This window comes from Gimesia aquarii (assembly GCF_007748175.1).
Classification (GTDB): domain Bacteria; phylum Planctomycetota; class Planctomycetia; order Planctomycetales; family Planctomycetaceae; genus Gimesia; species Gimesia aquarii_A.
This window is the reverse complement of the sequence record NZ_CP037422.1, coordinates 2,212,220-2,238,747: the sequence shown is the minus strand read 5'-3', so window position 1 is coordinate 2,238,747 and position 26,528 is coordinate 2,212,220. Positions and strand designations below refer to the sequence as shown.

The 26,528-nt window shown below is 44.7% G+C and carries 21 protein-coding genes and 1 tRNA gene; 12 read left to right on the top strand and 10 right to left on the bottom strand.

Annotated elements, in window-relative coordinates; all coding sequences use genetic code 11:
* Window positions 1–6 precede the first annotated feature (6 nt).
* Complete coding sequence (locus V202x_RS08890; RefSeq protein ID WP_145173207.1) at window positions 7–1,419, bottom strand: hypothetical protein; 1,413 nt, start codon at window positions 1,417–1,419, stop codon at window positions 7–9.
* Between the two features lie 152 nt (window positions 1,420–1,571).
* Here V202x_RS08890 and V202x_RS08885 point away from each other — a divergent pair, with 152 nt between their 5' ends.
* From V202x_RS08885 to V202x_RS08875, 3 genes are all read left to right on the top strand, one after another.
* Entirely contained in the window at window positions 1,572–2,792 is a 1,221-nt protein-coding gene (locus V202x_RS08885) for a hypothetical protein (RefSeq protein WP_145173203.1), read from the top strand.
* A gap of 40 nt (window positions 2,793–2,832) precedes the next feature.
* Complete coding sequence (locus V202x_RS08880; protein WP_145173200.1) at window positions 2,833–4,257, top strand: hypothetical protein; 1,425 nt, start codon at window positions 2,833–2,835, stop codon at window positions 4,255–4,257.
* Between the two features lie 142 nt (window positions 4,258–4,399).
* Entirely contained in the window at window positions 4,400–5,314 is a 915-nt protein-coding gene (locus V202x_RS08875) for a radical SAM/SPASM domain-containing protein (protein ID WP_145173197.1), read from the top strand.
* Window positions 5,315–5,318: 4 nt separating this feature from the next.
* Here the strand turns inward: V202x_RS08875 and V202x_RS08870 are convergent, their stop codons facing one another.
* Window positions 5,319–6,074, bottom strand: coding sequence for a rhamnogalacturonan acetylesterase (locus V202x_RS08870; protein ID WP_197993302.1), 756 nt, complete (start codon window positions 6,072–6,074; stop codon window positions 5,319–5,321).
* A 227-nt stretch (window positions 6,075–6,301) separates the two neighbouring features.
* On the opposite strand from V202x_RS08870, the gene V202x_RS08865 reads away from it, so the two are divergent.
* The 3 genes from V202x_RS08865 to V202x_RS08855 all read left to right on the top strand — a co-directional run bounded on the left by V202x_RS08865 (window position 6,302) and on the right by V202x_RS08855 (window position 12,112).
* The gene (locus V202x_RS08865) at window positions 6,302–7,627 is read left to right on the top strand and encodes a hypothetical protein (RefSeq protein ID WP_145173194.1); all 1,326 of its coding nucleotides are present in this window, start codon (window positions 6,302–6,304) and stop codon (window positions 7,625–7,627) included.
* 284 nt (window positions 7,628–7,911) lie between these two features.
* On the top strand, window positions 7,912–8,712 hold the full coding sequence (locus V202x_RS08860) for an MBL fold metallo-hydrolase (RefSeq protein ID WP_145173191.1): 801 nt from the start codon (window positions 7,912–7,914) through the stop codon (window positions 8,710–8,712).
* A gap of 532 nt (window positions 8,713–9,244) precedes the next feature.
* Window positions 9,245–12,112, top strand: coding sequence for an efflux RND transporter permease subunit (locus V202x_RS08855; protein WP_145173188.1), 2,868 nt, complete (start codon window positions 9,245–9,247; stop codon window positions 12,110–12,112).
* A gap of 79 nt (window positions 12,113–12,191) precedes the next feature.
* Here the strand turns inward: V202x_RS08855 and V202x_RS08850 are convergent, their stop codons facing one another.
* The 4 genes from V202x_RS08850 to V202x_RS08835 all read right to left on the bottom strand — a co-directional run bounded on the left by V202x_RS08850 (window position 12,192) and on the right by V202x_RS08835 (window position 15,104).
* Window positions 12,192–13,112, bottom strand: a complete 921-nt coding sequence (locus tag V202x_RS08850) for an alpha/beta hydrolase (protein WP_145173185.1) — start codon at window positions 13,110–13,112, stop codon at window positions 12,192–12,194.
* Between the two features lie 48 nt (window positions 13,113–13,160).
* On the bottom strand, window positions 13,161–13,745 hold the full coding sequence (rsmD, locus tag V202x_RS08845; RefSeq protein WP_145173182.1) for a 16S rRNA (guanine(966)-N(2))-methyltransferase RsmD: 585 nt from the start codon (window positions 13,743–13,745) through the stop codon (window positions 13,161–13,163).
* Window positions 13,746–13,848: 103 nt separating this feature from the next.
* On the bottom strand, window positions 13,849–14,424 hold the full coding sequence (locus tag V202x_RS08840) for an FHA domain-containing protein (RefSeq protein WP_145173179.1): 576 nt from the start codon (window positions 14,422–14,424) through the stop codon (window positions 13,849–13,851).
* A gap of 116 nt (window positions 14,425–14,540) precedes the next feature.
* Window positions 14,541–15,104 (bottom strand): response regulator transcription factor, encoded by a 564-nt coding sequence (locus V202x_RS08835; RefSeq protein ID WP_145173176.1) that lies wholly within the window; start codon window positions 15,102–15,104, stop codon window positions 14,541–14,543.
* A gap of 412 nt (window positions 15,105–15,516) precedes the next feature.
* On the opposite strand from V202x_RS08835, the gene V202x_RS08830 reads away from it, so the two are divergent.
* The 3 genes from V202x_RS08830 to V202x_RS08820 all read left to right on the top strand — a co-directional run bounded on the left by V202x_RS08830 (window position 15,517) and on the right by V202x_RS08820 (window position 16,852).
* The gene (locus V202x_RS08830; RefSeq protein WP_232098918.1) at window positions 15,517–15,843 is read left to right on the top strand and encodes an HU family DNA-binding protein; all 327 of its coding nucleotides are present in this window, start codon (window positions 15,517–15,519) and stop codon (window positions 15,841–15,843) included.
* A 538-nt stretch (window positions 15,844–16,381) separates the two neighbouring features.
* The gene (gene csrA / locus V202x_RS08825; RefSeq protein WP_145173170.1) at window positions 16,382–16,594 is read left to right on the top strand and encodes a carbon storage regulator CsrA; all 213 of its coding nucleotides are present in this window, start codon (window positions 16,382–16,384) and stop codon (window positions 16,592–16,594) included.
* Window positions 16,595–16,777: 183 nt separating this feature from the next.
* Window positions 16,778–16,852, top strand: a tRNA-Glu gene (locus V202x_RS08820).
* 19 nt (window positions 16,853–16,871) lie between these two features.
* Here V202x_RS08820 and V202x_RS08815 read toward each other — a convergent pair.
* Window positions 16,872–18,092, bottom strand: coding sequence for a DegT/DnrJ/EryC1/StrS family aminotransferase (locus tag V202x_RS08815; RefSeq protein ID WP_197993301.1), 1,221 nt, complete (start codon window positions 18,090–18,092; stop codon window positions 16,872–16,874).
* A 182-nt stretch (window positions 18,093–18,274) separates the two neighbouring features.
* On the opposite strand from V202x_RS08815, the gene V202x_RS08810 reads away from it, so the two are divergent.
* Together V202x_RS08810 and mutY are read left to right on the top strand one after the other, a co-directional pair.
* Window positions 18,275–19,381, top strand: a complete 1,107-nt coding sequence (locus V202x_RS08810; protein ID WP_145173166.1) for a GTP-binding protein — start codon at window positions 18,275–18,277, stop codon at window positions 19,379–19,381.
* Window positions 19,382–19,442: 61 nt separating this feature from the next.
* The gene (gene mutY, locus V202x_RS08805; protein ID WP_145173163.1) at window positions 19,443–20,690 is read left to right on the top strand and encodes an A/G-specific adenine glycosylase; all 1,248 of its coding nucleotides are present in this window, start codon (window positions 19,443–19,445) and stop codon (window positions 20,688–20,690) included.
* A 224-nt stretch (window positions 20,691–20,914) separates the two neighbouring features.
* Here mutY and V202x_RS08800 read toward each other — a convergent pair whose 3' ends face one another.
* The 3 genes from V202x_RS08800 to V202x_RS08790 all read right to left on the bottom strand — a co-directional run bounded on the left by V202x_RS08800 (window position 20,915) and on the right by V202x_RS08790 (window position 24,915).
* The gene (locus V202x_RS08800; protein ID WP_145173160.1) at window positions 20,915–21,397 is read right to left on the bottom strand and encodes a division/cell wall cluster transcriptional repressor MraZ; all 483 of its coding nucleotides are present in this window, start codon (window positions 21,395–21,397) and stop codon (window positions 20,915–20,917) included.
* Between the two features lie 1,004 nt (window positions 21,398–22,401).
* Complete coding sequence (locus V202x_RS08795) at window positions 22,402–23,775, bottom strand: Gfo/Idh/MocA family protein (protein ID WP_145173157.1); 1,374 nt, start codon at window positions 23,773–23,775, stop codon at window positions 22,402–22,404.
* Window positions 23,776–24,090: 315 nt separating this feature from the next.
* Window positions 24,091–24,915 (bottom strand): DUF1571 domain-containing protein, encoded by an 825-nt coding sequence (locus tag V202x_RS08790; RefSeq protein WP_145173154.1) that lies wholly within the window; start codon window positions 24,913–24,915, stop codon window positions 24,091–24,093.
* Window positions 24,916–25,628: 713 nt separating this feature from the next.
* Here V202x_RS08790 and V202x_RS08785 point away from each other — a divergent pair.
* Complete coding sequence (locus V202x_RS08785; protein WP_145173151.1) at window positions 25,629–26,477, top strand: hypothetical protein; 849 nt, start codon at window positions 25,629–25,631, stop codon at window positions 26,475–26,477.
* Window positions 26,478–26,528: the final 51 nt, after the last annotated feature.

Genomic DNA, 26,528 nt, shown 5'->3' with positions numbered 1-26,528 from the left:
ACTGCATTAGTCCTGTTTTCCGACTAACTCTCGCAGTGTTTGCATTAAGACCGCTTCGATTTCTGGGGCGGTTCGGGAGACGCGGCCCGTTTCATAGCCTCCTTCGGCATAGGAAACTTTCGTTCCAATATAACCTGGTCCCTGATCGCCATACGCGGCCATGCAGACAAAATTCTGAGGCGCCATTTTCTGTGCCGCGAGCTGGTATTCGACGAACAATTCTCCCGGCATGTGAATCACATATGCCGGACCAATCTGCAGGCAGGTGATATCAATTGTTTTGCCAGCTTCGGTTCTTTGTAAATAGACCAAATCACGCGAAGCTCGAATTCGGTCTGTGAGCCGCGCTTTGGGGTTTTCCAGGATGCTTGTCAGCTTTTCTTCGTCCAATGTATCCCTCAGCGGTAGTAATACAGGTTTCGATTTCCAGCTCACCTCCTTCGCAGAGACAGGTGTTTTTTTTGTTGACTCCCAAGCTTGTTTCATTCCTGCCGCCAGTCGTTGCGCGAGCAATGGACGATTTTCAGGATCGCCATTGTTGTATTTTCCTGCGCCGATATTTCCGCCTGCACCATTAAAGTGAATGGGAAACACATTCGGCAGACTCTTTTGTCTTAGTCCTCTCGCAATTCCTACCGTGTCACAACTCACGCCTCCCCGACCGTAATAGCTTTGAGGATGGGTTGCATAATAACTGAGGGCCGCTAAAGGCTGGTCTTGATTCCAGAAACTGAGGACACGGACATAGGGGTCAATGGTCCCTTCGGGCGCTGCGATGGCAGCAGGGTTGCGTGATGAACTGTAACGCACAATTTTGACCTTACCATTGGGACCGAGAATACGACGGTTAGAAGCAAATTGTTTCACTTTGCCTTTTCCCGTGCCGATGTGTGTCACAGGTTGTGATTGTTTCAAGCTATTGCGCGCTGCTTCTACCGAGCGATTCATTACGTCTTCCACATAGGCTTCATCAAACATGACTCCACTTATGTTATTCTGTTTGAGAAGTTCACTTGTTGAGAGATCTACACCCGGTGTATCGTGCTGGTGTAGACAGTGAATGGCACAACGCTCGGTTGATGTGTTGAGCGCATCGGCCAGTTTGTTTTTCCAGACATCTTGTGTCCCATTGTTCGCTCCCACCCAGTCGAGTGCCAGGATGACAATGGGTTGGCCTGAACCCAATAGAATCATACCCCGAGCACTCAACGGATCCACAATTTTTTTTGCTGGTGCTACGTGTCCATAACAGAGCGGACTTCCCAGAGGTGGCGTAATATCACATTCAAATGTGGCAATTCGTAACAGATTTGCCTTTGAGTTCTCTTCTGCCTGACAGATTTTACTTTGAGAGACGAACAGAGTACATAATACGGTCAGGCTGAGAATAAAAGTGATATATCTTCTGAGTAAGGGCATCGGTCGAACTTTCGTGGGAAATTAATAATGAGGATAGTTCTGGCTGGAGTTACATAGTATAACAGATTGCTTATTTATCAATTCAAGCTGTTTTTATAAATTTGAAACAGGAGAATGACATTCTAGATGAAAAAATTTGGGGCTAGTTTGTGATGCGTCAGATTTTTCTGGGTAATTTTGATTTCGAGCATCAATTAGCAAATGAAGTCTATGGAACTTCAGGAGGAACGACGCCGGTTCTGAATGCAAGTCTGGCGAGTTGCTGGGTTGGTTTGGCTGAAGACGATGATCTTATTTCTATTCCCGGAAAAATTTCTGCTGAGTTCACTACTCAGTTAGAATACGCGGGTTTACCTCGCGTCGAGTTCACGAATCAATGGCCAGGTCAGGCAGAGGCAGCCTCATTGCAATTAGTACCTTGGGGCTGGTCAAGCGAAATGCATCAGATCGTGAAATCAAAGGGCCTGCGGGCGAATGCTCCTCCCACTACTGCCGTGAAAACGGTGAATGCACGTACGTTTTCTTTTCAGTGTGAGCAGGAGTGGGACCTATTGTTGGCCGGGAGTCAACAGCTTGAGAATCTTGAAGAACTGGAGTCTGCGGTGAGCGCATTACAGAATCATCAAGCTAGCCAGGAAGCGTCGTGGGTGGTGAAAGCGAATTTCAGCATGTCCGCACGCGAACGGATTCAGGGGCAGGGGGGGCAGCTTACCGATCAGATGAGAGGCTGGGCCAAGAAACGTTTTGCACAAGGCCAGACGCTGTTTCTGGAACCCTGGGTAAATCGCAAGGCAGAAGCAGGTTTGCAGTTCGAAATTCCAAGCCAAGGGGCTCCTCAATTTATGGGAGTTGCTTTATTGCGTAGCGATGCGCGCGGACAATATCGCGGTAGCCAGATTGTCATCGATCCACGAATGCGAGAGGAGTGGCAGCCTGCGGTCGAAGTGGGACAGCGAGTTGCCCGACGCGCGCAACAGGCAGGCTATTTTGGCCCGCTGGGCATTGATGCCATGTGTTATCGGGACGAAAAGGGAAAACGGCAGTGGAGACCAATACAGGATGTGAATGCACGCCATACCATGGGGCGGCTGGCGTTGGAGTTTTCTCGGTTTTTAGAGCCGAATCAGGCAGCGAGCTGGTTACACTTTCCCTGGAAAGAGTCGTATGGTGTCAAGTTTTCAAACTGGTTAAGATGTGTTTCGGAACAAGGAGAATCGGGAACACGGTTGATTGCGACGTCACCCGATCAAATTAATGGAAACACGTTGCCGCTGGTCAGTGTATTGGTAATTGCCGATTCCGTCGAGCAATTGAAGCAGACAGAAAATCATCTGTTGGGTGCTGTTTCTGACCTTTCAGAGACCGGTTGTTGAGGTTGACATTGAATCTTAAAACAGAACAGACCACGGTAGCATGACCGAACAGCGGGAACCTCAACCACAACAGCGCAGTTGGCCCCGTCGATTGCTTAACCGAATGGAAGTCAATCGTGCGGTTTTTTATGCGCTGGTGAATCGAGGTTGGCAATTTCTTTCCGGTCCGGTGACGATGCTTTTGATCGTCGCGTTTTTTTCCAGTGAGGAACAGGGCTACTATGTTACATTTGGCGCATTGATCGCCTTACAGACCTTTGTCGAAATGGGCATGCAGGTCGTGACACTGTATCTGGCCAGTCATGAATGGCATAATTTGGATTTGAATGAACGGGGGTACTTGACAGGAGACTCATCGGCCTTATCACGTTTAAGAAGTCTGGCTGTGCTAGTGTTGAAGTGGTATGCAGTCGCGGGGACGCTTTTTGTGACGGCCATTGGTATTGCCGGCTATTACTTTTTTTTGTCTCAACCGGAAACAGAAGTGACTTGGCGCGGACCATGGCTTTGTGTGGTGGGATTGACGGCACTCAGTTTGATGGCGGCTCCCTGTATCGCATTGCTGGAGGGATGCAATCAGGTCTCTGTGACGAATCGGTATCGCGCGATGCAGGGGATTATGGGGACGTTGGTTGTCTGGGGAGCCATCTCCAATGGTGCCGGTTTGTGGACCTGTGTGGCGGTTTCAGCGGTGCGTTTGTTTTGGGAACTGTGGCTGATTGCCGTTCGCTATCGACGATTTTTTGCGACACTGTTAAAGCCTCAAACCGGACCACAAGTGAGCTGGTCGGAGGAAGTCTGGCCTCTCCATTGGAAGCTGGCGATTCAGGCGATGGCAGCTTATTTCACCAGTTCCTTCGTCATTCCACTGATGTTTGAGTATCAGGGAGCAGCAGTCGCCGGTCAGCTGGGGCTGACCTGGACTGCGTTAATGACACTGCAAATGGCCGCCTATTCCTGGATGCTCACACGTGCTCCCTTGTTTGGCACATTGGTTGCAAAAAATGACATTACCGAATTGAATCGTGTCTTTCGTCGTCTGTTTCAGGTTTCGACAACGGTGCTCTTGATCGGGGGAATCCTGTTTTGCCTGATCGTCTTCTTGCTGCAAACCATTCGGGATATGGACGTGCCAACTGCGTTAGTCGCTCTGGAACCAATCTGGAAATTAGCTCAAAGGTTACAGCAACGAATTTTACCCTTGTATCCGACCGTTTTACTGACACTGGCGATTCTTCCGATTCATATTGCATTGTGTGTGATGGCCTATATTCGCCCGTTCAAGCAGGAACCATTTCTACTCCTGAATACCATATCTCAACTGGCGACGGGTTTGCTGGTCTGGTATCTCGGTAAAATCTATGGTCCGGTGGGAGCGGGCTGGGGCTTTCTAATTATCGGCTATTTACTGACAGTGCCCGGTTTCCTGTTAGTCCTCAAGCGATTTGTGGCTCGAAGGACGTAATTTTTGTGTGGAGGTTGATCCCCCCCTGGGTTGGGTGCAAATGTATAAGAAATGGAATTCTCATTGACAAAAAAAGGCATGTCTGCGATGCTCGCCCCGCAAAAAAAGTCACTTCAGTCTGATTCATGGAAGAGTCATCATTATGCTTGAAGTTATCAGCCCTTATCAATTCTGCGAACAGCGCGCGGAGTACGATGCAGAAATCGCGAGAATGCGTCATTCGCATTACATGGAATACCCCAAGCACGTGCATCTGGAGACTCTTGCTCGCTGTAATGCAAGCTGTAATTTTTGTCCGTATCCGAATCTGAATCGCAAACATACAAAAATGAGTGATGAGCTCATCGATAAAGTATTGAATGAGCTCACTGAGTTGCCTCCTGAAATGAATTTTCAGATTTCGCCATTTAAAGTAAGTGAGCCATTTCTGGATACGCGTTTGTTTCAAACGCTGGGAAAAATTAATGCGTTGATACCCCAGGCCATGATCACACTGACTTCCAACGCTTCTCCGATTACCGAGGATAAACTAGAAGCACTTCAAGAAATTAAAAATATCGGCTATCTCTGGATTTCTTTTAACGACCATCGTGAGGAAGAGTACGAACGCGTGATGGCCCTGCCTTATCAACGCACGCGCGAGCGTCTGGATATGATTCACGATGCTTTCACTGAGGGAGATGTTTATTTTCCAGTGGTATTGTCCCGTGTGGGAGATGGTTCCCTCGTCGATCATGAGTTTGGAGAGTGGGTGAGTGTAAACTATCCACTTTTCAGGTCCAGCGTTTTTCCTCGTATGGAATGGACGGGGCAAGTGAAAGGTTTGACTGTGAACGAGGTTCCCAATATGGGATGTGCCCGTTGGTTTGAACTTTCTATTACGGCAACAGGAGAAGTGGCCCATTGTTGCGCCGATGGCCAGGCAGAGTATCCTATTGGTAACGCAAACGAGCAGCATGTTCTCGAAATTTATAACTCACCTGAATATCGTAAGCTTCGAGAGGCCACGGTTTCTCGATTGAGTGTCGAACCCTGCAACAGGTGTACCTTCATGTGACGAATCACTGAGTCCTGGTTCCTGAGTTCGTTTTCTTCAGATACGGTTTCAATTCTGGGACCGCTGTGGGAATCTTCTCTACTACAAGTCCTGCAATCTTGCGTGCCCCTTTACTGGTGAAGTGGCTTCGATCCTCTGGCTTGGGACTGAAGTAAGCACTTTTTTCATCTCCCAGTCGGTTGAACAACGCCACGCTTTTCTGGTGCAGATCGATGACCGGTACGTTTTTCTCGCGACCAACTTTCAGCATGGCATCCGCATAGGGACGCAGAGTGGTCCAGATCATACCATTTTTAAATCGTCTACGAGTTACGGGAGTGACGAGTATAGGTTTGATATTCGCTGCTCGGGCCTCATCAATATATTGTCTTAAATACTGTTGGTAATCGGTTGTGGGATGCGTGGAGCGATCTCCTTTGCCGGGGCAGTCGTTATGGCCAAACTGAATCAAAAGGTAGTTTGCTTTTTCAGCGACTGCTTTCTTCCAGCGACCTTCCTTGATAAAACTTTTTGAGCTCCGACCGGAGGCGGCCCGATTGAGGATTGTTACGTTGTCGTTGAAAAATTCGCCGAATACCTGACCCCAGCCCGTGAGATCAGGACGATCTTTAGGTCGTTTGGAATAAGTGGCGACCGTGGAATCCCCAATGAGCATCACCTGAATTTGTGGCTCTTTTGCAACCGTCGTGACTGGAGAACAGAACAGGCATAAAAAAGGCATGATCAATGAGATCAGAATTCGAAGGGGAGCAGTTTTCATAGGATAGTTCTCATTGTCAATTAAGAAATGGGCTTCAGTCTTTGATCATTCTTGTGATTCCTCAGTTTAGGTCGATAAGATTGTATTTAAAAGTAGGTTGACAGAAGAAAAAAGATGGCTAAAATGGACATTAATATCCGATATAGGTTCTAGCCTGCCCCGAAAAGCAGATTGCAGTATATTTGTAGTGCGTTTGTTTCCTGCCTTTAACTTCGAATGACTCACCCATGTATGCCAATATTTTGAATGTGCTTGTGAATGGTCTTCGTTTGATTGGTTTCTGCTGTTTTTTGCAGGTGCCGGTGTTACTGTTTGCCCAAGTCAGCTTTGAAGAAGCCCCCATCAATTACAACAAGGCGAAACCAGAAAATCGAATCACTCGTTTACAAAAAAAGCTAGAGCAGAATCAGATCAAGTTGACATACGACCGGAAAAAGGGAACCGGCTATTTAGCTGACGTATTGAAGTCTTTGGAGATTCCGGTTTCTTCTCAAGTACTTGTTTTTTCAAAAACGAGTTTGCAGATAAAGCACATCGATCCCCAATCACCTCGCGCGCTTTATTTTAATGACGACTTGTATGTCGGTTTTGTGCAAGGCGGCTCAGTACTGGAAGTTTCTGCCAGTGATGCGAAACTGGGAACTGTTTTTTATACGCTCTCTCAAACAAAAACATCTCGACCGACGTTCGTGCGAAAAACGTTTGAATGTACTCAGTGTCATGCTTCATCAATGACTCAGGGTGTTCCAGGTCACATTATGAGATCTGTTTACCCTGGTCCTGATGGTATGCCTGTCTTTCGTGAGGGTACCTATCGCAGCGATCAGTCTAGTCCGTTTCATGAGCGCTGGGGAGGCTGGTATGTCTCGGGAACTCATGGAAAAATGCGCCACATGGGAAATCTGCTTTTTCGAAAAGGGGACAGTTCCAATAATTTGAATCGCGAGAGTGGCGCGAATGCCGTTGATCTGGAGAAATGGTTCGATACGAGTGCTTACCTGAGGCCGCATAGCGATATTGTGTCATTGATGGTTTTGGAGCATCAGGCCAAGATGCATAACTTGATTACCCGCGCACAGTTTGAAGGGCGTATCACTTTGCGAGATGCGGCAGTCATGAACAAGATGCTGGAGAGAGAAACATCATTTCAGAGTGACAGTACGAAAAGACGTTTTGAAAGTTCGGCCAATCGCTTGCTCGATTACATGTTGTTTACTGAAGAATTGGTGCTGCAAGATCGAATTCAAGGGGTTTCCAGTTATCAAACCGAATTCCCATTGTCAGGTCCAAGAGATCGTCGGGGACGTTCATTGCGCGACTTCGACCTGGAACAGCGGTTGTTTAAATACCCCTGCAGTTATTTGATCTATTCAGAGTCATTTGATGCACTGCCACGTCCCATTCTGGATAAAGTCTATCGACGATTATGGGAAATTCTGTCTGGTAAGGATCAAACCAAAAAGTACGCTCACTTGAATGCACAAGACCGCCGAGCCATTCTGGAAATCCTGATCGAAACCAAATCAGGGTTACCCGATTATTGGAAACTTTAATCCTCGTCGTTTGGTGATATCCGTACTACAGTATTAGAAGTGAGGCGAGTGTTCGAGCTTTCTTCTGAAAATCGGGTTTATACGCTCACATCTGCTTTGGTATTGGTTGTTTCAGCGAATTGCGATGCATAGAATGACTCAATCATTGAGTTGTAATATTGGGGTGATTCTCTCTGTTTGAGCAGGGTGGGATAATAGAATGCTCCCATATACAATTTCGTTTCCAGCTTATCTGAAATCACGATTATCAACTATTAAGCTTAGTACTACTAGGAGCTTACGGGATGTTGCCCCGACGCGAAGTATTTCCACACGTCATCGAAATCAATTATCAGGCCAGGCAGCGTTTAGGGTGTTGTGTTTACCTTGTGTTTAATGATCAGAATGAATGGTTGTTAATCGACATTGGGTATGAAGACACCGTGTCAGAAATCATTGAAATGATTCGACAGATGGATTTTCCGCTGGCAAATTGCAAATATCTGATTGCAACTCACGCTGACGTCGATCATATTCAGGGACTCAGCCGTGCCAAAGAATTGTTACCCTCGGCCGAGGTCATTGCACATCCGAGTGCCGCTCGACTGCTCGAAGTAGGCGATCGAATCAGTACTTACGCAGAAATTAGTGCACAAGGCATTTCGATTGATATGCCTCCGTGTAAAGTTGATATTGAAGTAAAAGAAGGAGACGTCATTAACCTGGGTGAAGAGATCAAGCTGGAAGTCTGGCACACACCCGGACACACAGATGGGCAATTGGCGTTTCGTTTTGGGGAGCTACTTTTCTCAGGTGACAACATCTATCGAGATGGTTGTGTTGGGCACATTGATGCCCACCATGGTTCTGATATTCCGGACTTTATTAATTCGTTAGAGCGTATTCGGGACTGTGATGCAAAATGGCTACTCCCCAGTCACGGTCCAATCTTTCGGAACAAAAAGGAACTCTTGCAAGCGACCATTGATCGTTTGAATACTTATCTGCATATGGCAGATTTCGGGACCTGTGCCATCGATTGGCCACTGCAGGACGAGTGGGACGACGAGCTCGTAAAGGGATTTGATCCTGATACCGCGCAATAAGTTCCCTGGAAATGTGACTTTACGTTCACTTTTTATCTGTTTGTGAAGCTGCTGGTTCAGCTCAGGTCGTCTGAAAGCTTAATTTTAAACAATTACTGAACTCCCTATTTTATCTTTTTTATGGGAGTTTCAGTTCTCTATGGCCAAATTCCTGATGCTATAATCCGCAAAATTGCTATCATTATCAGGATCTTCATCACAAACACAAATGTTGCTTGTGTTGCGACAAGTTTAACCCGATGCGACGACGAAAAATACCGATATGCGTCGATCGTAAAAAGTCATATTGGCTGTGAACTGGAATCGGGCTTTTCATTTTTTTAGTACATTCTCGATTGATTCATGCTGTAAAAGTGTGACAATTTGGTGATTCCGATTTGAGTGAGTTCTGGAATTCTCTAGAAGAAATCTCAAGTCAGGTCTGTTAAGCAGTTTTTGAATCAAACAACTTTCAACTTGAATTTCGATCTTACAGTTTGAGAGCTGAAATTCGTTAATTTGATAAAGCCTATTCAGGCTATTGGATTACTTAATGGCTTCGTTTTTCGAAAAACGCGATCCCTGGGGACATAATCTCTCATTATGGGTCGTAGTCTTCATGATCTTCATAACTCCTGTGCTGGCTGGAGTTTTGCGAGAGATTCGTCAAGAAAATAATGTTGAGAATTGGCTGCCACCCGACGACCCACAGTCGAAAGTTCTGGCTTGGCATCGTAAAAGTTTCGGTATTGAAGACCGTATTCTCGTTTCCTGGGAAGGGAGTTCACTCACAGATTTGCGGGCAGAACGCTTGAAAACCCTTCTGATGGGAACCGCCGATGAAAAGGGAATACGACATGGTGGCTCTCCTTATATTCAGGAAGTGGTGACACCCCAGGATGCCATTCAGAGAATGGTTGAATACCGGATTGAGCCAGAAGAGGCACAAGAGCGTTTAAAAGGGGTCTTACTCGGTACTGGGATGCTGAAGATCCGCTTAACTGAGGCCGGCAAGAAACGACAGGAACAGACCACCCAGGAGCTCATCGATAAAGCGAAGAGCGAGTTGGGTTTGGTGCTTACCGTTAAGCCCGCGTTCAAAGAGTGGGTAGAGATGGTTGATGAGTCTGAGGAAGCAGAAACCATTAAAGAGCCTATTGATGAGGATGAAGAACAAGTCGATTTTAAAGAACTCGTGGCATCGATTCCAGCTCACGATTTTCAGGTCAGTTGGTCACGAATGCAACCTGATGCAGAACTCACAAACCAATTAAAACAAATAGCACTTTCACTGACACGTCCGTCGATTCTACCCGAACCACTGGCCGCGAGTTCTGAAGAGAAAACAGATTCTACCCCTCTGGTTCAACCGACTTTGATTGAAGATTGTTTTTTTGCAACAGGTACTCCAATTTCGATTTCGATTGCACTGTCAAACCCTGGTGATGCGGATCATGGTGCTGCGGTCGATGCAGTGAAAGCGGCGGCATTCAAAGCAGGTATTCCAGCAGAAAGCCTCCATATCGGCGGGAGACCCGCTGCAGGAGCTGCATTAAACCGCATGGTTAAAAAATCTTCCTGGGATACAGACTACCCTGCCTGGCAATTTCATAAACGGTCTGTGACATTGTTTTCAGGATTGATTGGAATTGCCCTCGCCTTTTTCATGTTACGGAGTATCAGGCTTTCTTGTATCGTATTATTAGTTTCATATTTCACAACGTTTGTGGCGGTTTCCGTTGTGCCTCTGACGGGAGGAACCATGAACATGGTTCTGGTTGTCATGCCGACGTTGTTGACAGTGTTAACACTTTCCGGTTCGATTCATGTCGCAAACTACTGGAAACATGCAGCACATGTGAATATCAAAACGGCCGTAGTAGAGGCAGTGGAAATGGCACGCGCTCCCTGCATGATGGCCAGCTTAACAACAGCCATCGGTTTGGCATCCTTAATAACCAGCCCTCTATCACCAGTTCGTGACTTCGGACTCTATTCCGCCATTGGTTGCCTCATCTCTTTGTTAATGGTGTTATTTGGCTTGCCGTCCTTGTTACAATTATGGCCAGCGAAGCCTCCTAAAGCCTCTGAGATTGACACCAGGAACTGGCAAAAGTTAGGAAACGCGCTGTCCAGACATCAAATGATGGTTTCATTGAGTTGCCTGATGCTCTTTGCCGTTTCCTGTTATGGCTTCAAGTGGTTCCGCACGGAAACGAAAGTGATCAAGTATTTTCCCGATTCATCCCGCGTGATTCAAGACTATTTGTTCCTGGAAGAAAACCTTTCAGGGATTACGCCCGTTGATACCGTAATTCGTTTTGATAAAAATGCACAGGATAATTTGAATTTTCTCGAACGCATTGAGTTGGTTCGAAAAATTCAAAGTCGTATTGAAGAGCATCCCGAAATTAGTGGCTCCATTTCCCTGGCTGATTTTCGACCTGTTTCAGAGCCGTTGCCTGAAGGAGCGAGCACGTTTCAAAAATTACGACATGCAAAACGCGTAAATGAAACCGAAAGACGTGTCCGTGAAAGCCTCGAGTCAGGAACTGCTAAATCGTTTCTACATTTAGCTGATCGGGAAGTAGTATTAGAGCAGGAAACCGCTAACGGTGCGAGGTCTGTGCCTGTGAATGAAGGAGACGAGCTGTGGCGAATTACATCTCAGGTCGCCATTATGACGGATTTGAATTATGGTGATCTTACACGAGACTTAAATCAGGTCACTCAGTCTGTATTACGAGACCATGCAGGTACTACGCATATCGTGACCGGCACGATTCCCCTGTTTCTGCGCACACAGGAGGCAGTTCTTGAAAGCTTGATCAAAAGTTTTGGTTTGGCTTTTGCTGTGATTGCGGTCGTGATGATGATTCTATTGCGTAGCCCTCTTGCCGGTCTGATTACCATGTTACCCAATTTGATGCCCATTGGTGTGGTTTTTGGATTGCTTTGCTGGATGAATATTTCGATCGATATCGGTACGATGATTACTGCATCAGTCGCGCTTGGGATTGCCGTTGATGGAACATTGCACCTGCTGACGTGGTTCAAAATTGGTATCGAGGAAGGCAAGACCAAACAGGAAGCAGTGGCTGCTGCACTCGGTCACTGTGGACCGGCGATGTGGCAAACCAGTGCTGCTGTCGCGATCAGTTTGGCAATGTTGTATCCGGCTGATCTTCTGTTGGTCAGTCGTTTTGGGATCTTGATGTGTGCTCTAGTCACAGCAGCCCTGGTGGCTGACATTATCTTTTTGCCCGCACTTCTGGCTGGCCCTCTGGGTTCTTTGATTGAAACATCATTGAAAAAAGAGGCGGCTGCAGATGTTCCGCTGTTACAGGAAGGCAAAGCAACGATGCCACATCTACAGCATGCGATCAAGCGTGCTCAGTCTGAGAAAACATTCGAGACTTAGTCCGAAACCGAAAAATGATTGATACTCTCGGACGATTTGGCTTGGTCTAGAGTTTTGAATCACTGTGTCTCCCCTTAGCCTATTTGTCTTCTGAAGGCTTTCGTACGTTTTTCAAAAATTCTAAGATCTTCTGAGTGGGAACATCATCTGATAGCCCAATTTCTCGGTTGATTGTGAGATGAGTTTTTCCTTGCGCAGAGACCAATTTCGAGGAAATTCCCTTTGATCTCAAATTTTTCTCCAGACTTTCAGACTGACGCCTGGATTCTGCTCTTTCAGCAACATGCACGATTAAAAAAGGGGGAATGGATTGCTTTTCGTGTATATAAGTGATGGGCGACGCCGTTTTCCACGTTTTCTCATCAGTTCCGAATATTGTTGTATAGAGCTTTTTTGCAGTCGGGCCAGCGGTCCTGATTCGTTCCGAAATATCATAACCGGCACCATCCAGTAAAATGGTTCCTTTAATTGATTTCAGCGAAAGCGACTCTCTTTTGAGATAAGCGGGATTTGTGGAAACCAAGGCGACGAGATGAGCTCCCGCTGAATGTCCCATGAGGAAAATTTGATCCGCATTACCTCCATACTTTTTGGCGTGTTCTTGGACCCAATAAATTGCTTCTGCAACATCCTGTGCCTGTTGATCGTATGTGGCTTGTGGATAAAGTCGATAATTAATGCTGGCTAAAATGAAACCATGGTCGGTAAAGAATTGCGGTTTGTTATTTACGCCACGTTTGTCACCAATTTTCCAGCCTCCACCATGTACCCAAATGACAATGGGATGATTTTTTCCTGATGCTGGTGTATATAAATCCAGACTCTTAAAATGCTTTCCTAGTTTAATTGTTGTGTCATAGGGAATGTTCCGAATGGTTTTGAATTTCTGGAGGACAGGCTGCTGTTCAGAAAATGCCATCGCGTTGAATAATGCCAGATACATGATTGACAACACACAAATCATCCAAGACCAAGTATTGAAAAAAGATTTATCTGTCATTGATTCTGACCTCGTTTTTTGACCGGAATGGGCGATTGGTTCCCGCTTTTAGCTGGATTCTCGTTTTTTCATGAAGTAAATATCCATACTCGATTTTTGTAATAGATCGAATTGTTCCCAGAGAGTGGGACATTCGAATTCAGCATCGCGTGGCGTTCTCAATATTAAGCTACAGTTTTCAGAAGAGACAGTATCTCGGGCCAGCCTTTCTAGCGATTCGTATAAGCGCGAACCGGGTTTGAGATCATCGATCATCTTGTAGGGAGGGTCGAAGAAGATCATGTCGAAAGGGACAAAATCCGGAACGTTTTTTGGTCGGAAGGAGGAAAGTTGGGCATTGGTCTTCCAGCAGAGAGTTTCTTTTTCCGCGCCGATATTTTCAACATTGCGTTTGAGAAGCTGGTGCGCTTTGCGATCTTGTTCGATGAAAACAACACTCCTGGCCCCTCTGCTGAGTGCTTCTAGACCCAGTGATCCCGTTCCCGCGTAAATGTCGGCAACACGCTTTTCTTTGACGGTCTCTCCCAACCATTCAAAGAGTACTTCTTTTACAAAGTCGGTAATCGGGCGTGTTGTTTGGCCTGGGTTGGTATGTAATTTACGCCGACGATATTTACCTGCTATAATACGCACTGCTCTGTCGTTTCAATAAAACTGGTGGGAAATTCAGTAGTCACGCTGATGGAAAATTATTTTAAACCCATATTATATAAAGACTTGATCACGATGAGAAGTGTCACTCATTTTCCCTCTTTTGTGCCATGCGTTCCCAGTGTTTTTTGATGATGTCTGCCGCTTCCTCAGCTACAGAGTGGAATTCTTTTTTCTCCTTAGGTTTAGGTTTGGGTGTAGTTGAATCAGACTCCGTGGGGGGGAAATTTGTCGTAGGGATAATCGTCGTGTCACCTGGTGAAGCGGCTGAATTGTTTGTATCCTCCGAGAGCCAGCTTGAAATATCGTCATCTGAAAGCGGTGGATCCGCTGGATCAGGGGTATAATTGCTTGGCTTTTTGACAGCTTTTTTCGCTCCAACTAACTCAAATACCATTGGGCCTACGCGAAGCAAGGCACCTGGCTCAAGAGGTGTTTCTTTTTGAATTGCGATATCATTAACGTAAGTTCCATTACGGCTTTTTAAATCAATCACAGAGATTTTTTCGTCGAGGACAATTAATTGGCAGTGTCTACGACTGACATCAGAGTCAGTAATACGAATATCGCATTCCAGCTCACGACCAATGGTGATGTCTCTTTCAGGAAGCTTTAACGTTTTCCCCTGATGCTTACCTGTTTTGATTATGAATTTTGGCATACTAGCCCTCAAAATTAAAACTGAAGTTGGCCTATTTCCTTTGATGATAAGGTATTGAGAACTTAAGTTTCATATTATTTAATTAAAATTATTGAAACGAAGTAAGATGAATCGATTTAATCATGCAGAGGAACCACAAGTGCTTCTTGACATGAGGGACATGTCATCGTACGCCCTCTATGTTTAACGCGAACTTTTAGTTTTTTACCACAGGGACAGTAGAAATGAATTCGTTCATCTAGGTCTTCCTTGGAAGAATCGAGGTGATCATGTTCCCAGACTTCATTTGAAATCTCTTTGATCATTTCCAGTAATTCATCCGGGTTAAACGGTTTCAACAGATAACCATCCGCACCAACTCGTTTTGCTAATTGACGTGATTCTGGAGAGTCAATTGCAGTCAAAATGAGGATGGGAACATCACTTTCTTTTTGTTTCATCCGTTCACAGATTTCAAAACCACTTTCGTGAGGAATGATTAAATCTAGAATCACAAAATCAGGTTTATGCATACTGAATGATGAGTGGGCTTGTCCGCCGTCTTTTGCTATTGTTACATGGTAGCCATGTTCCTCTAGCAGCTTTTTGAGAAATAAGGCGGTATCCTGTTCGTCGTCCACAACAAGAATGTGATTGACGATCGAAGATGTCATATCAAAGCGAGTTTCATTCGTAGCCATTAGGGAGACTCCCTGTTTCAGTGTCCCCGGTTCCGTCGGGCTTTTTGTTTTTATCTTTCACTTTCGCTGAAAAATATTTCGTTCATTTTCACTCTGTTGGAAGAGCATGCCTATAAAAAATGGGATTCATCAACAGTCGAATTTTGAATATTCCATCAATAAAAGCCAGAGTTTTATTATCCCAGAGGAATAATTAAATGACACGGCAAAAAAAATAATTTCGGTGGAAATAGCAAAAAGTCCTAAAAAATAGGGACAAACACATTGACTTTTAGAATTAAGATCACTTTACTTACGCTTGGCCATGAGAGAGTTTTAGTGATTTCTCAGGCTGAAAACATTATTACAACTCACTATGACGAGGTGGCCCCCCACTTCTTTCATTTTCAAATTCCAGTATCAGGAGTTCACAATGGCAGCAAAGGCTACTAAAGATAAGCCACTTACCAAAACAGAGATCCTCAATGCACTAGCTGAAAGTTCTGGACTCACCAAGAAAGAAGTAACAAGTGTTCTCGATAGCTTAAGTGATTTGATTTCCAAGAATATTGGGAAACGTGGTCCGGGTGTCTTCAATATGCCAGGTCTTCTGAAAATCCAAGTTCAGCGAAAGCCAGCAACCAAGGCGACAACACGCCCTAATCCATTCAAGCCTGGCGAAATGATGCAGGTTGCTGCAAAGCCTGCACGGAATGTCGTCAAAGTACGGCCTCTCAAAGCACTGAAAGAAATGGTCTAATCACCTTTCTGTCAGCCTTTTATCTTGCTCAGTAAACAAAGTGGTGTAGATGCAGTTCTCCTCAGCGGAAACTGCATCTTACCTTCTTTTGTTTATAATGATATCGCATCAAAGATCGAAAATATCGCTTACTCACTTGCCAGAAAATCATTCTGGCTCTTGATTTTGTAGGGGTCTTGATAGCACAAAACACTTAATTTCAAATTTTATTCGAAATTTAAGTGTTTTTTGTGAAGAATGGTATCATTAGGTCTTTACTGCAAGATGCTTTATGTAAGTGCCTTTAAATCATTACTTTACGTTTTTAGTTTTAAACCTAAAATCAAAATATGCTACTTCTCCCTATCCTGGAAGAGGGCGTGTATGCCTTGTTGTGCTGCGCTAGCCTCTTGACGGTATAAATGTGGGCATGTAAAATCTAGCCGTATGTGATCAATCAGTAATAATACTCATTGATTGCAGTAGTGTTTTACCTACCAGCGAACACTGCATTTAGATTTACGTGGGGTGCATTATGCATCCTCAGAGAGAAAATGGCATGTTAGTTTTATCGCGCAAGAAAAATGAGAAAATCGTAATTGATGAGAATATCATCATTACGATTGTTGAGATACGCGGTGACAAAGTCCGCTTGGGAATTGAAGCCCCTCGCGATGTTCCCATTCATCGAAGTGAAGTCTATGATGCAATTCAAAACGAGCAGAATCAAGTTTCTACCAAAGAGAATGGGACTTCTGAAGTCGTGCAATAACTTTGCTTTGTGCATCTTTGAATACTACCAAAGCCGCCTGAGGGTGGCTTTTTTTATTTCATTGATTTCTGAACATCAAGCGAGTTTGGGTAAAGTATTCAAAAGTTTTTTCAGAGAACGTGGATTCTGTTAATGCGATCCGCTTGACTTATCCGATGGAAACCTTAGATTACTAATCTCACCGGCCCCATCGTCTAGTTAGGCCCAGGACATCGGGTTTTCATCCCGAAAACAGGGGTTCAAATCCCCTTGGGGTCAGTTTAAGTAAAAGCAACGATTATTCAATTGAATAGTCGTTGCTTTTTTTGTGTTCATCTTGAAGTGTTTCGCTTCGAACAATCTCATCTGCGTGGTTTTGAATTCTCGACGTTGCTCTTACGATGATTTCCATATTTTTTTCATCCGTCAATAAAATAGGATGATGCAAAAGTACGAGATTGCGATCGCATGCTGAGGCACTTGGTAACTCATTAAACTTTTTAAATCGTTTTTGGCTATGAATCGTGTGTAATGCCCTGAATCCGGGGTGTAGGGCGATTCCTTCGGCCTGCATCGATTGGCAAAATTGAGCTCTCGACATACCTGCGAACTGCTCCGGTTGATATTGGAAACCCAATTTGTAGTAGCCAGGGCAGGAGGTAGTTTGATTTGTACTTTCGTCGTTTTGAAAGCTGACCAGTCCCGATGTTTCTTCCAGTTTTTGCTGCAGATGTAACACATTTTTATGTCGTTTTAGATTATCTTCCTGAAGCGATTTCATTTGTGGTAGTAATATTCCTGCCTGTAATTCTGTCAATGGGTAAGCCTCGTTTCCACGGTATGAGTAAAGTCTGACTCGTTGTGCAATTTGGGGTGAAGACGTAAATAGTGCACCACCGCGGCCTGCTGTTAATAATTTACTACCACCAAAGCTAAGTACTCCGATGTCTCCCCAGCTTCCGGCAATTCGTCCTTCAATGTTGGCACCAGGTAATTGGCAGGCATCTTCAATGACAGGGATTCCCCATTTTTTTGCGAGCTTCTTCACAGCTTGCATCGGGACCAGGCCTCCATGAAGATGAGATACCAGAATGCATTTTGTAGAGCTGCTCACGGCTTGCTCTAGCAGGCTGATATCCAGGTTACTATTCCTGCGATTGACATCAACAAGCATCGGCGTGGCGCCTACTGTCAAAATATTTTTGAAATTTCCTTCAAAGTCATAGGCTGCGAGAATGACTTCATCACCTGTTCCGATTCCAAGCCCACGCAGTGCAAGTTCGATGGCAACAGTTCCACTCGAGCAAAGAACCACTTCTTCAGTCTGATGAAGTGCGGCAAGTTCTCGCTGTAATTGTTCTGAATAAGGGCCATGATACTTGCCCCACACACCCGATTTTTGTGCCTCTTGTAAAATTTGATTGACTTCGCGATTTGGTAGAGGCCACTCTGGAGGACCTTGGGGGAACAATGGTGTTCCACCTAAAATAGCAGGTTTTTCTTGTGATGAACTGTTCATAAGCATTTGTTGCTGGTTTTGGATTTTAGATCGGAAGTCGGAATTCGTGATCCTCATAGTATTGTACTGAAGAATGTTTAACTAAACTATGTATATCGTGCGATTGCAGACTACAACCGGTGAGTTTAGAGCGTATAAATTCTAGTAATTCAAAATCAATTTCATTAGTGAGTGAGTCAAATATGACACATCAAATCAAATTCATAATGGTGGGTGGTTTTTTAGGGGCTGGAAAAACGACAACCTTAGGGCGATTGGCAAAGTATTATTCCGATCAGGGGTTGAATGTAGGAGTCGTTACCAACGATCAAGCTTCTGATTTAGTCGATACGAATACCTTGAGGTCACAAGGTCTACATGTGGGTGAAGTCGCAGGGGCCTGCTTCTGCTGTCATTTTGATGCTTTGATGGAGACGATCGAAGAGTTGGGATCAAAATCGAAGCCCGATGTGATTCTGGCAGAACCGGTTGGCAGCTGTACTGATCTTGTAGCAACTGTGATTCAGCCTATTAAACGCTTGTTTGATGCGGAGTTTTCCATCCATCCCTATGCCGTTCTCATGAAGCCCAGTCATGGTAAAAAGATTTTGAAAAATGAAAAAGGATCCGGCTTTTCCCCGAAAGCTGCTTACATACTGAAAAAACAACTGGAAGAAGCAGACGTGATTTTGGTGAATCGTATTGATGAGCTTGCAGCTGAAGATGTTGATGAACTTACTGCTTTGGTTGATGAACACTTTCCCGGGACTCCTGTCTTAAGAACATCAGCCCTCACAGGAGAAGGGTTTGAAGCACTGGTTGAGTTCTTAGAACAGGATGGTGATTTTGGGAGTAAGATCCTTGACATTGATTATGACATTTATGCAGAGGGTGAAGCTGAACTTGGCTGGTTGAATAGTAGCGTGCGCGTCACATCTGAAAATGTGTTTTCTCTCGATCAGTTATTGCTGGACGTCATTTCTCAGTTGCAAATTTCATTTAAGGAAAAGGGAGTCGAGACAGCGCACCTTAAGGTGATCGGTTTATGGGAAGGATTTTATGGTGTTGTTAATCTGATTAGCAATGACAGCGCACCAAAATTATCTTTACCGTCAGACTGCACAGTAAACGAACTGGATCTGATTGTGAATGCACGCGTTGCCTGTGATCCGGAAGCGTTAACAGAGCAGGTGACGCACGTTTTGCAGCATTGTGCAAAAACATTAAACGCAAATTTAGAGTTCCGTCAGACTCAAAGTTTTCGTCCGGGTAGACCTGTTCCAACACATCGCTATGCGTCACCTCAGTGATGTTCGCGATAGCCATCTGTTTTCATCAATCATGATTCATTTTTGATTTAATTTGAGTCTAATGTCTGAGCTGAGTTCTATATTTGATCCGAAGCGTCGGCAGAGATTTCGCCGACAACTGTTGTCCTGGTACAACACTCATCAGCGTGATCTGCCCTGGCGAGGGGTTAACGATCCATACGCCGTCTGGATCAGTGAAATCATGCTGCAGCAAACGGTTGTTGCAGCCGTGATTCCTTATTTTGAAAAATTCATGACCCGTTTTCCAGATCTGCAGACATTGGCGAATGCCGAGGAAAGCGAAGTGCTACAGTATTGGGAAGGTCTTGGATACTACAGCCGCGCGCGCAATATTCATAAGTCTGCTAAGATCATCGTGCAAGAGTATCAAGGCAAATTTCCTACGAGTCTCAAATCGCTCCAAAAACTGCCTGGAATAGGACGTTATACTGCGGGAGCCATTTGTTCTTTTGCCTATGACCAATCGGCTCCGATTGTAGAAGCCAATACATTGCGGCTCTACTCTCGATTGATTGGACTTGAGGAAGATCCGAGATCCAAATCAGGGCAAAATCAACTATGGGACTTTGCAGAACTCATTTTACCACGTAAGTCACCTGGGATTTTTAACCAGGCATTAATGGACTTGGGGAGTCTGGTTTGTACGCCTCAAAATCCAGCATGCAATCAATGTCCCGTCAGCTCGGCGTGTGAAGCATTTCTCAAAGACAGGCAGCATAAGATTCCGATTCCCAAGGTGCGACCGGAAATCACTCCCCTTACTGATGTCAGTATTGCCGTGTTTGAAGGGCACAAAGTGATGATTCGACAACGAATGTCGGGAGAACGTTGGGCAGGGTTATGGGACTTTCCCCGTTTTACGTTGGAGAACATGAACGGACTTGCTCATCCTGCTCTGAAAAAGCGAAAATCAAATGGTCAGAAGATGTTATTTGCAGAACACAACAACGAACGGTCGGGTAAAGATGATTTTCCAACGGGATTATCAGTGGACGTCGTTCCTCGCTTGGAGGAATATTTGCGAGAGCATGCCGGGGTCAAGGCATCGCTTCATCAGTTTGTTGCCGAGATTCGACATAATGTGACTCGCTATAAAATTCGTCTGCTTTGTTTTGTTGCAATCGTTGAGTCTGCTGATGCGAGCCAGGTTTCTTCTTCTCGTTTGCAGAGTGAGGAGCAAGCACTCTATCGATGGGTTACTGTCAGTGAGTTAGAAGCGTATCCGCTTTCAGTGACTGGAAGAAAGTTCGCTAAACTTTTGGCTCAAGAAATACCTTCATTTGACTAGTTCAACTGCGCAAAAAAATCCCCATTCTCAAAATTGCCTGAGATTGAGAATGGGGAAAACGTATTTGACTTAAGAGAAGAAAGCGGCATCCGTGCCAAAAAAGCCTTCCATGGAATTTAAGCCTTTAGGGTATTCGGATGAGATGGGGATTCTGAATGAGTCGCCTCCTTCTCCTGTAGTCAAAGACGCTGAAGAACAATGTGTATTGCGATCAGATTGGTGGGTTAGCCGGATAGTTCTTTGAAGAGTGTTCCGAATTCAGGCATGTCTTGTTCGAGTAGACTCTGCCATGCTTGAGGATTCCAGATTTCGACACAAATGACGGCACCGATAATCATGACATCTTGGTTTGGTTGGACTCCCAGAAACTCTCGAAATCCTTCGGGAATTGTACAGCGAGATCGATTGGCCAATTGAATGGTTCGATTTCTGGTAGAGAGTAAACGCCCCAGGCGTTGTACCTCGTCCCAGCGGTTTTCTAAGCGATGTGCCTGAATCTTTTGCTTGATCAGATCAACGCCCTGCTGTTGTCTGGTTTGCCAGTCTGATGCCTTCCAGAGGCTTAGGCAGCCAGCTCGTTCTTTGGTTAGCATTGTTTCCCCAGATTCGTCGGCGATGGCTTGAGCCATTTCTACAGGCAGCGAAATACGAAATCGGTCATCAACCGTTCGCTTCACTTCCCCCGTAATAAATGCTTCACCGCTCATTGCCAGCCTTCAAAAAAGGGTGTTTGTCTACCGTCTTTCAATGATTGTGAAAGAGTTTGATATTGTACTGGGCGAATAACCCACAATCAACTAGTTTTCAAAGATCAATTGGGCAGGAAACCCACATAGATAAGAATTTACAGCTCGATTACTAAAAAGGCAATCATTGATTGTCGAATTCTCGCGATTTTGTCAATTTTTCTTTTTGCGACGATTTTTCACACTGAGAAATGAAAAAGGGAGAGTAGCAGAAGAAGTTGATCTCTCTGTTCTCTGGGATCATGTTTTCAGTGCGCTCTATATCGTGCTTATGTAGCTGATCAGGATCAGTATTCAGCGTCAGATATCAGGGTGATAATAGATTGAACGTTTACAGACGCATGCTAGTTGTTTGAAGGAGCTCTCACTATCGGTCCCTCATGGTTCAACTGAAAATGATTGATGAGAATTCCATCACTCTGATTTTTATTTGATCTGAAAGCTTTTCTCGTGACTTTGAAGATCTTTGAAATTGACTTGTGTGGGTATAGCGATGTGATTCATGTGATATGTGATTGAAACTGTAGTGATATCTGATGATGGCACTTGATTCACATTCGATACTGTTCGAAATCAGCCGATAAGAACGTGATCATCGAAAACTGATGCTGAAGTTTCACATTCTTAACAGCAATAAACAGTCAGTTTAATAGTGAGAATATCATCAGAGGTAGAAGTATTCATGAGCAAGAATCATTTACTCACGCGCGCGACGCAGATTGCGCATTTTGGAGGGAGACACGGTCATGTCAATCTATAAAAAATCTCAGTAGATAATAGGCTGATTTGAAAGACTTACATTTGTCAAGAGTGCTTGAATGCAATAGAAAGGAAATGTAAATGTGAATCAGTAAGGGGACTGTTCAACGATTACTTCCGTTTGCCTGGCGAGAACTCCGAAGTTTATTCGAAACTCGCCAGGCAATAGAAGTGTTTGGTTGCAACTTAAGAATTGTCAATGAATTTTAATATTCGCGACGTTTCAAGATACCAGGCAGTGGTACAGGATAAGAGCCATCGGCTCGTGCCAGTACCGGAGCAGGGGAGTCCAATGTTAATTTATCGACATCAGGTGCAAATTCTTGTTTACAGTTAAGCATTTCATCATAGGTCACGACCTGCCCTGTATGAGCGGCCATTCTTCCCATTGAAGTGACTAGACTGGCTTCCGCACCACGTTTGACTTCGTTATAACGCTTGTCTTGACGAATTGCGTTGATCAAGTCATCCCATTCCAATTGATATGGGTTTGGCTCTGGTTGAGGATATGCCCATGCCAGATTCTCTTTCGCTTCATTATAGCCTTTATAGATGCGTGCTTTGGCTGGATGATGAGCGGATGTGGAAATCACTGCCAAACCTTTGGTTCCATGGGCAAAGCTGGCAAATTTTTGACGACAGCCAGGCATGGTCCGACCTCTCAGAAACATTTTGGTTCCGTCAGCGAAAGTGTATTCAACACTGTAACTGTCGAAATTCTGATCGACATTATCCCCACGATAGTGTCGGCCACCTGAGCCATCGGCTTGAACAGGCCAGGCATCTTTCATCCAGCAACTTTCATCGATGTTATGGATGAGGAAGTCACTGAATCCTCCACCACTGGCCCAGAGAAAGCCATGGAAATTTTTAATTTGATAGAGTAGTTCGCTCATTTTTTCGGGTTTAGGACCGGTGGCTGCAGATCCCGTTGGACCTGCCATTCGATAGGCTCTAAGTTCCAGAATATCTCCAATCTGTCCCTGCTTGATGCGGTCGTAAAGTTCCTGACGGGCTTTACAGTGACGGCACATCAGACCAACGCCGACTTTGAGATTTTTTTCTTCTGATTTCTTAGCCAGTTCGAGCATCTTGCGTGTACTGGGACCATCAACGGTCAGAGGTTTTTCCATGAAAACGTTAATCCCTTTTTCGATGGCATAACCGAAGTGAACCCATCGAAATGCGGGAGGTGTAACCAGCAAGACAACATCGCCTGGTCCAAGACAGCTGATTGCCTTTTCATATCCATCAAAGCCGATAAATTTCTGGTCGTCAGGAACGTCGACTTTGTCCCCAAACGCCTTTTTGAGGCTTTGATAACTTGTGTTCAAGCGGTTGTCAAAGACGTCTGCCATTGCGACCAATTTGATAGGGCCGCTGGTAGTTGAAAGTGCATTGGCTGCGGCACCTGTCCCGCGCCCTCCGCATCCCACTAACGCGATTTTAATTGTATTTTGGTCAGCGGCATAGACGTGTGGAATTGCAGTGCCAGCCAAAACAGAAGCCCCGGCAGCGAGTCGACTCGAATTTTTCAAAAACTCGCGGCGTGATGAGGTATCTTTAGGCGCTTTACTCATGTTGGACTCCTTTGTGGTTCATTGAATAATTTGAGGATCAAAGTGGGATGTTGATTTTATCTGATCAACCGATTGAAATCGGGATGCTGGGCGACAATTAATTATGTGGTCGAAGATCTATCAGATAAATACATATAATTGTATCTGATTATATCAATGTGAGAGAACCACTTGCAACTTGTAAGCGTGGATTCCAGTTGTGGTAAGAAGTGAGTAAACGAAGAAGCCCGATTCAAAATCAATAAAAAACCCCGGAGACTGAAGTTCAGCCTTCGGGGTTTGATTTGTGAGATATGTTAATTTATGAGCTTTTGCTTAGAAGTTGTAAGCGGGATTTTTGGGGTCAAAGTCAGCATCGCTCAGTCCTGCGTTCGTGCGGATGTTCGTGTACGTGTACTCTTCTACCAATTCAGGCTTACCGTTTCTTCTAGTTGGCCAGTCATATTGTTCGACGCGAACTGGTAGATTGGTTGCTTTATCGATGTATAAACGAGTCATTTGAAAGCGCAGTCCTGGTTTTTGTTGTGGGTAACTTGTTTCCAGGACTTTACATTGCATGTTACCAAGCTTTGCATCAGGGAAATATTTCACGTTCACCCCTGCATTGACTTGTCGTTCTTCTTTCCATTGCTTCAGAATTTGAAACAACATTTTTCGGATGCCGATCGTTGTGATGGGGTAACGGCTTTCATCCATTGCTTGAGGGCTATTGGGTTGAAGAGAAATCGTTCCTACAAGTCCTTTGATCCCTGTTTCATGAGCGAGGATCTGATTTCCATTTCTACCTTGGAAATAAATAACTTCTCTTCCTGTATGTGGTTTCTGAAAGTGTAGATAGACACTTAAAGGCTTCTCACGGAATTTAATGTTCATTGTCTGAGTAGGTTGCATGCGGCGTCCTACTTTTTCCCGTTTGATGAAGGTGCCTTCGAAGTCTTTCACTTGAGCGGTTGTATCATAGCTCTTCATTGCGAGCCTGATTGCAGGATCAAGTGGATGCTCTGCATCTGCTGCCGAAAGCAAATTGGTTTGAGTCAGAGTAGTGATCGCTGAAAGGACCATAAGCCCTGCCATGATAGCCACTTTTTTAGTCTGGCGGACCAGAACGAAGTTTGATTGGTAAGTGTGTTGTTTTACCATTGAATTTCGTGACTCCCTTTGTCGAAATCCACTTGCTTTGGGCTCATTTCCAACGGAGCACTGTTGTCGGATAAACTGCCGCAAAACTAGTAAGAAAATAGACCACTTTGCTAAACAAGAACTTCTGAAACGAAGCCCTCTTTTTGTGAGGTATTACGGTCTTGTAACTTAGTGTCGAGAATAGATACCATCCGTGTTTTGGCTCGACCTTGTAGACTACTAATCGAACTAATTGGTAAACCGTAATAAATTTTGATTACATGTTCTCTTTATTTTTTTGTAAATTGTCAAGACAGAATCTTTAGATTATCTCTTCTCACTCCTAGATTATGAACTTTTTATTCTTTTTATAGATTGTATTTTTCCTATTCTAACATGGTTCGCTTCAAAGAATATACAAGGAAATCGTTGAGATTTGCCGAAATCAATAGATTCTTCAAAACTCCAATTGTCCGTTCTCTGTTGTTTCTGTATGATCCGCCCCCTTGAGTTTGAACGTATTGAATTATAATTAGCTTCAGTATGGATTTCTCAGGAAAATGATCTGTGATTTGCTGATTCCAATGCATCAAGAAACAAAATCACTGATCGAGTAAAACTGTGGTTAACCAATATGGTTTCTGGTAACCCCAACATTGAGAACAAGGAGTGTTCCCATTGTTCAAGTCGGATAATTTCCGATAGCGTGTTGCGAACATGGAGGAGAAACGCAAATGCGCTCCAAATCGAATGACTTTTTTTCTACCATCCTAATGCTGATACCTTTGGTTGCAGTTCCGATGTTGGCCATATTTGGCATTCCGGAAATCGCTCCCGTTAAAAAGTCACCTTTCAATGAAAATGAGCAAGCCAACAGCGAAGAGTTTTCGGGCTCTCAATTCGAAGACATTTCATTTGATGCTTCAGCAGATGAAATTGATTTGGGAAGCGAAGGTGATTTTTCTCAACGGTCGGGGCCGAATCAAAACAGGGGAGAAACGAAAAGTCCCTTCGAAAAAATGGCATCGACTCAAAAAGGTTCCTTTAACGAAGAGGAATGGTTGCCACCTGCTGGCGCGCTTGAAGGTTGGGAGTTGGAGACAGTTCCCTCCAAGCTTGAAGTAGATCAGAAAGGGATCGAACTCTCTTCAGCAAACTCGAGCCAAATGTCCGAACAGAAATTAGAAAACAAACCGATTCAACAGGCGTCCTTCGAACAGGCGGGAACCTTTAATCAAGAAATCCGACAGGTCGAAAATGAAGTGAATCCATTCGAAAAAACAGCTCCCTCACGCCCGGCTACCGTCAAACCAGTTGATGAACAGTTTCGCTTACGAGCAGAGAAAATGTTGCGACGAGACCCTGTCACATGGGGTGCTGCCGTTGAAAAGTTGAATGAATTGGGGATCAGAGATTATCGACTTGAGCCAGGGGGGCGCCCTAATGAATTCTTATTTAGTTGTTCTTATTCTCCGCCTCAGAACCCAAGGATTTCCAGGCGCTTTGAAGCAGAAGCGCTCGATCCTTTGAAAGCTGTCATTCAAGTTTTACAACAGGTTGATGAGTGGAATCGAAATAAATAGACTCATCTAAAACAATCAGCCCTCTTTTAGTAGCTCACTAATAGAGGGCTG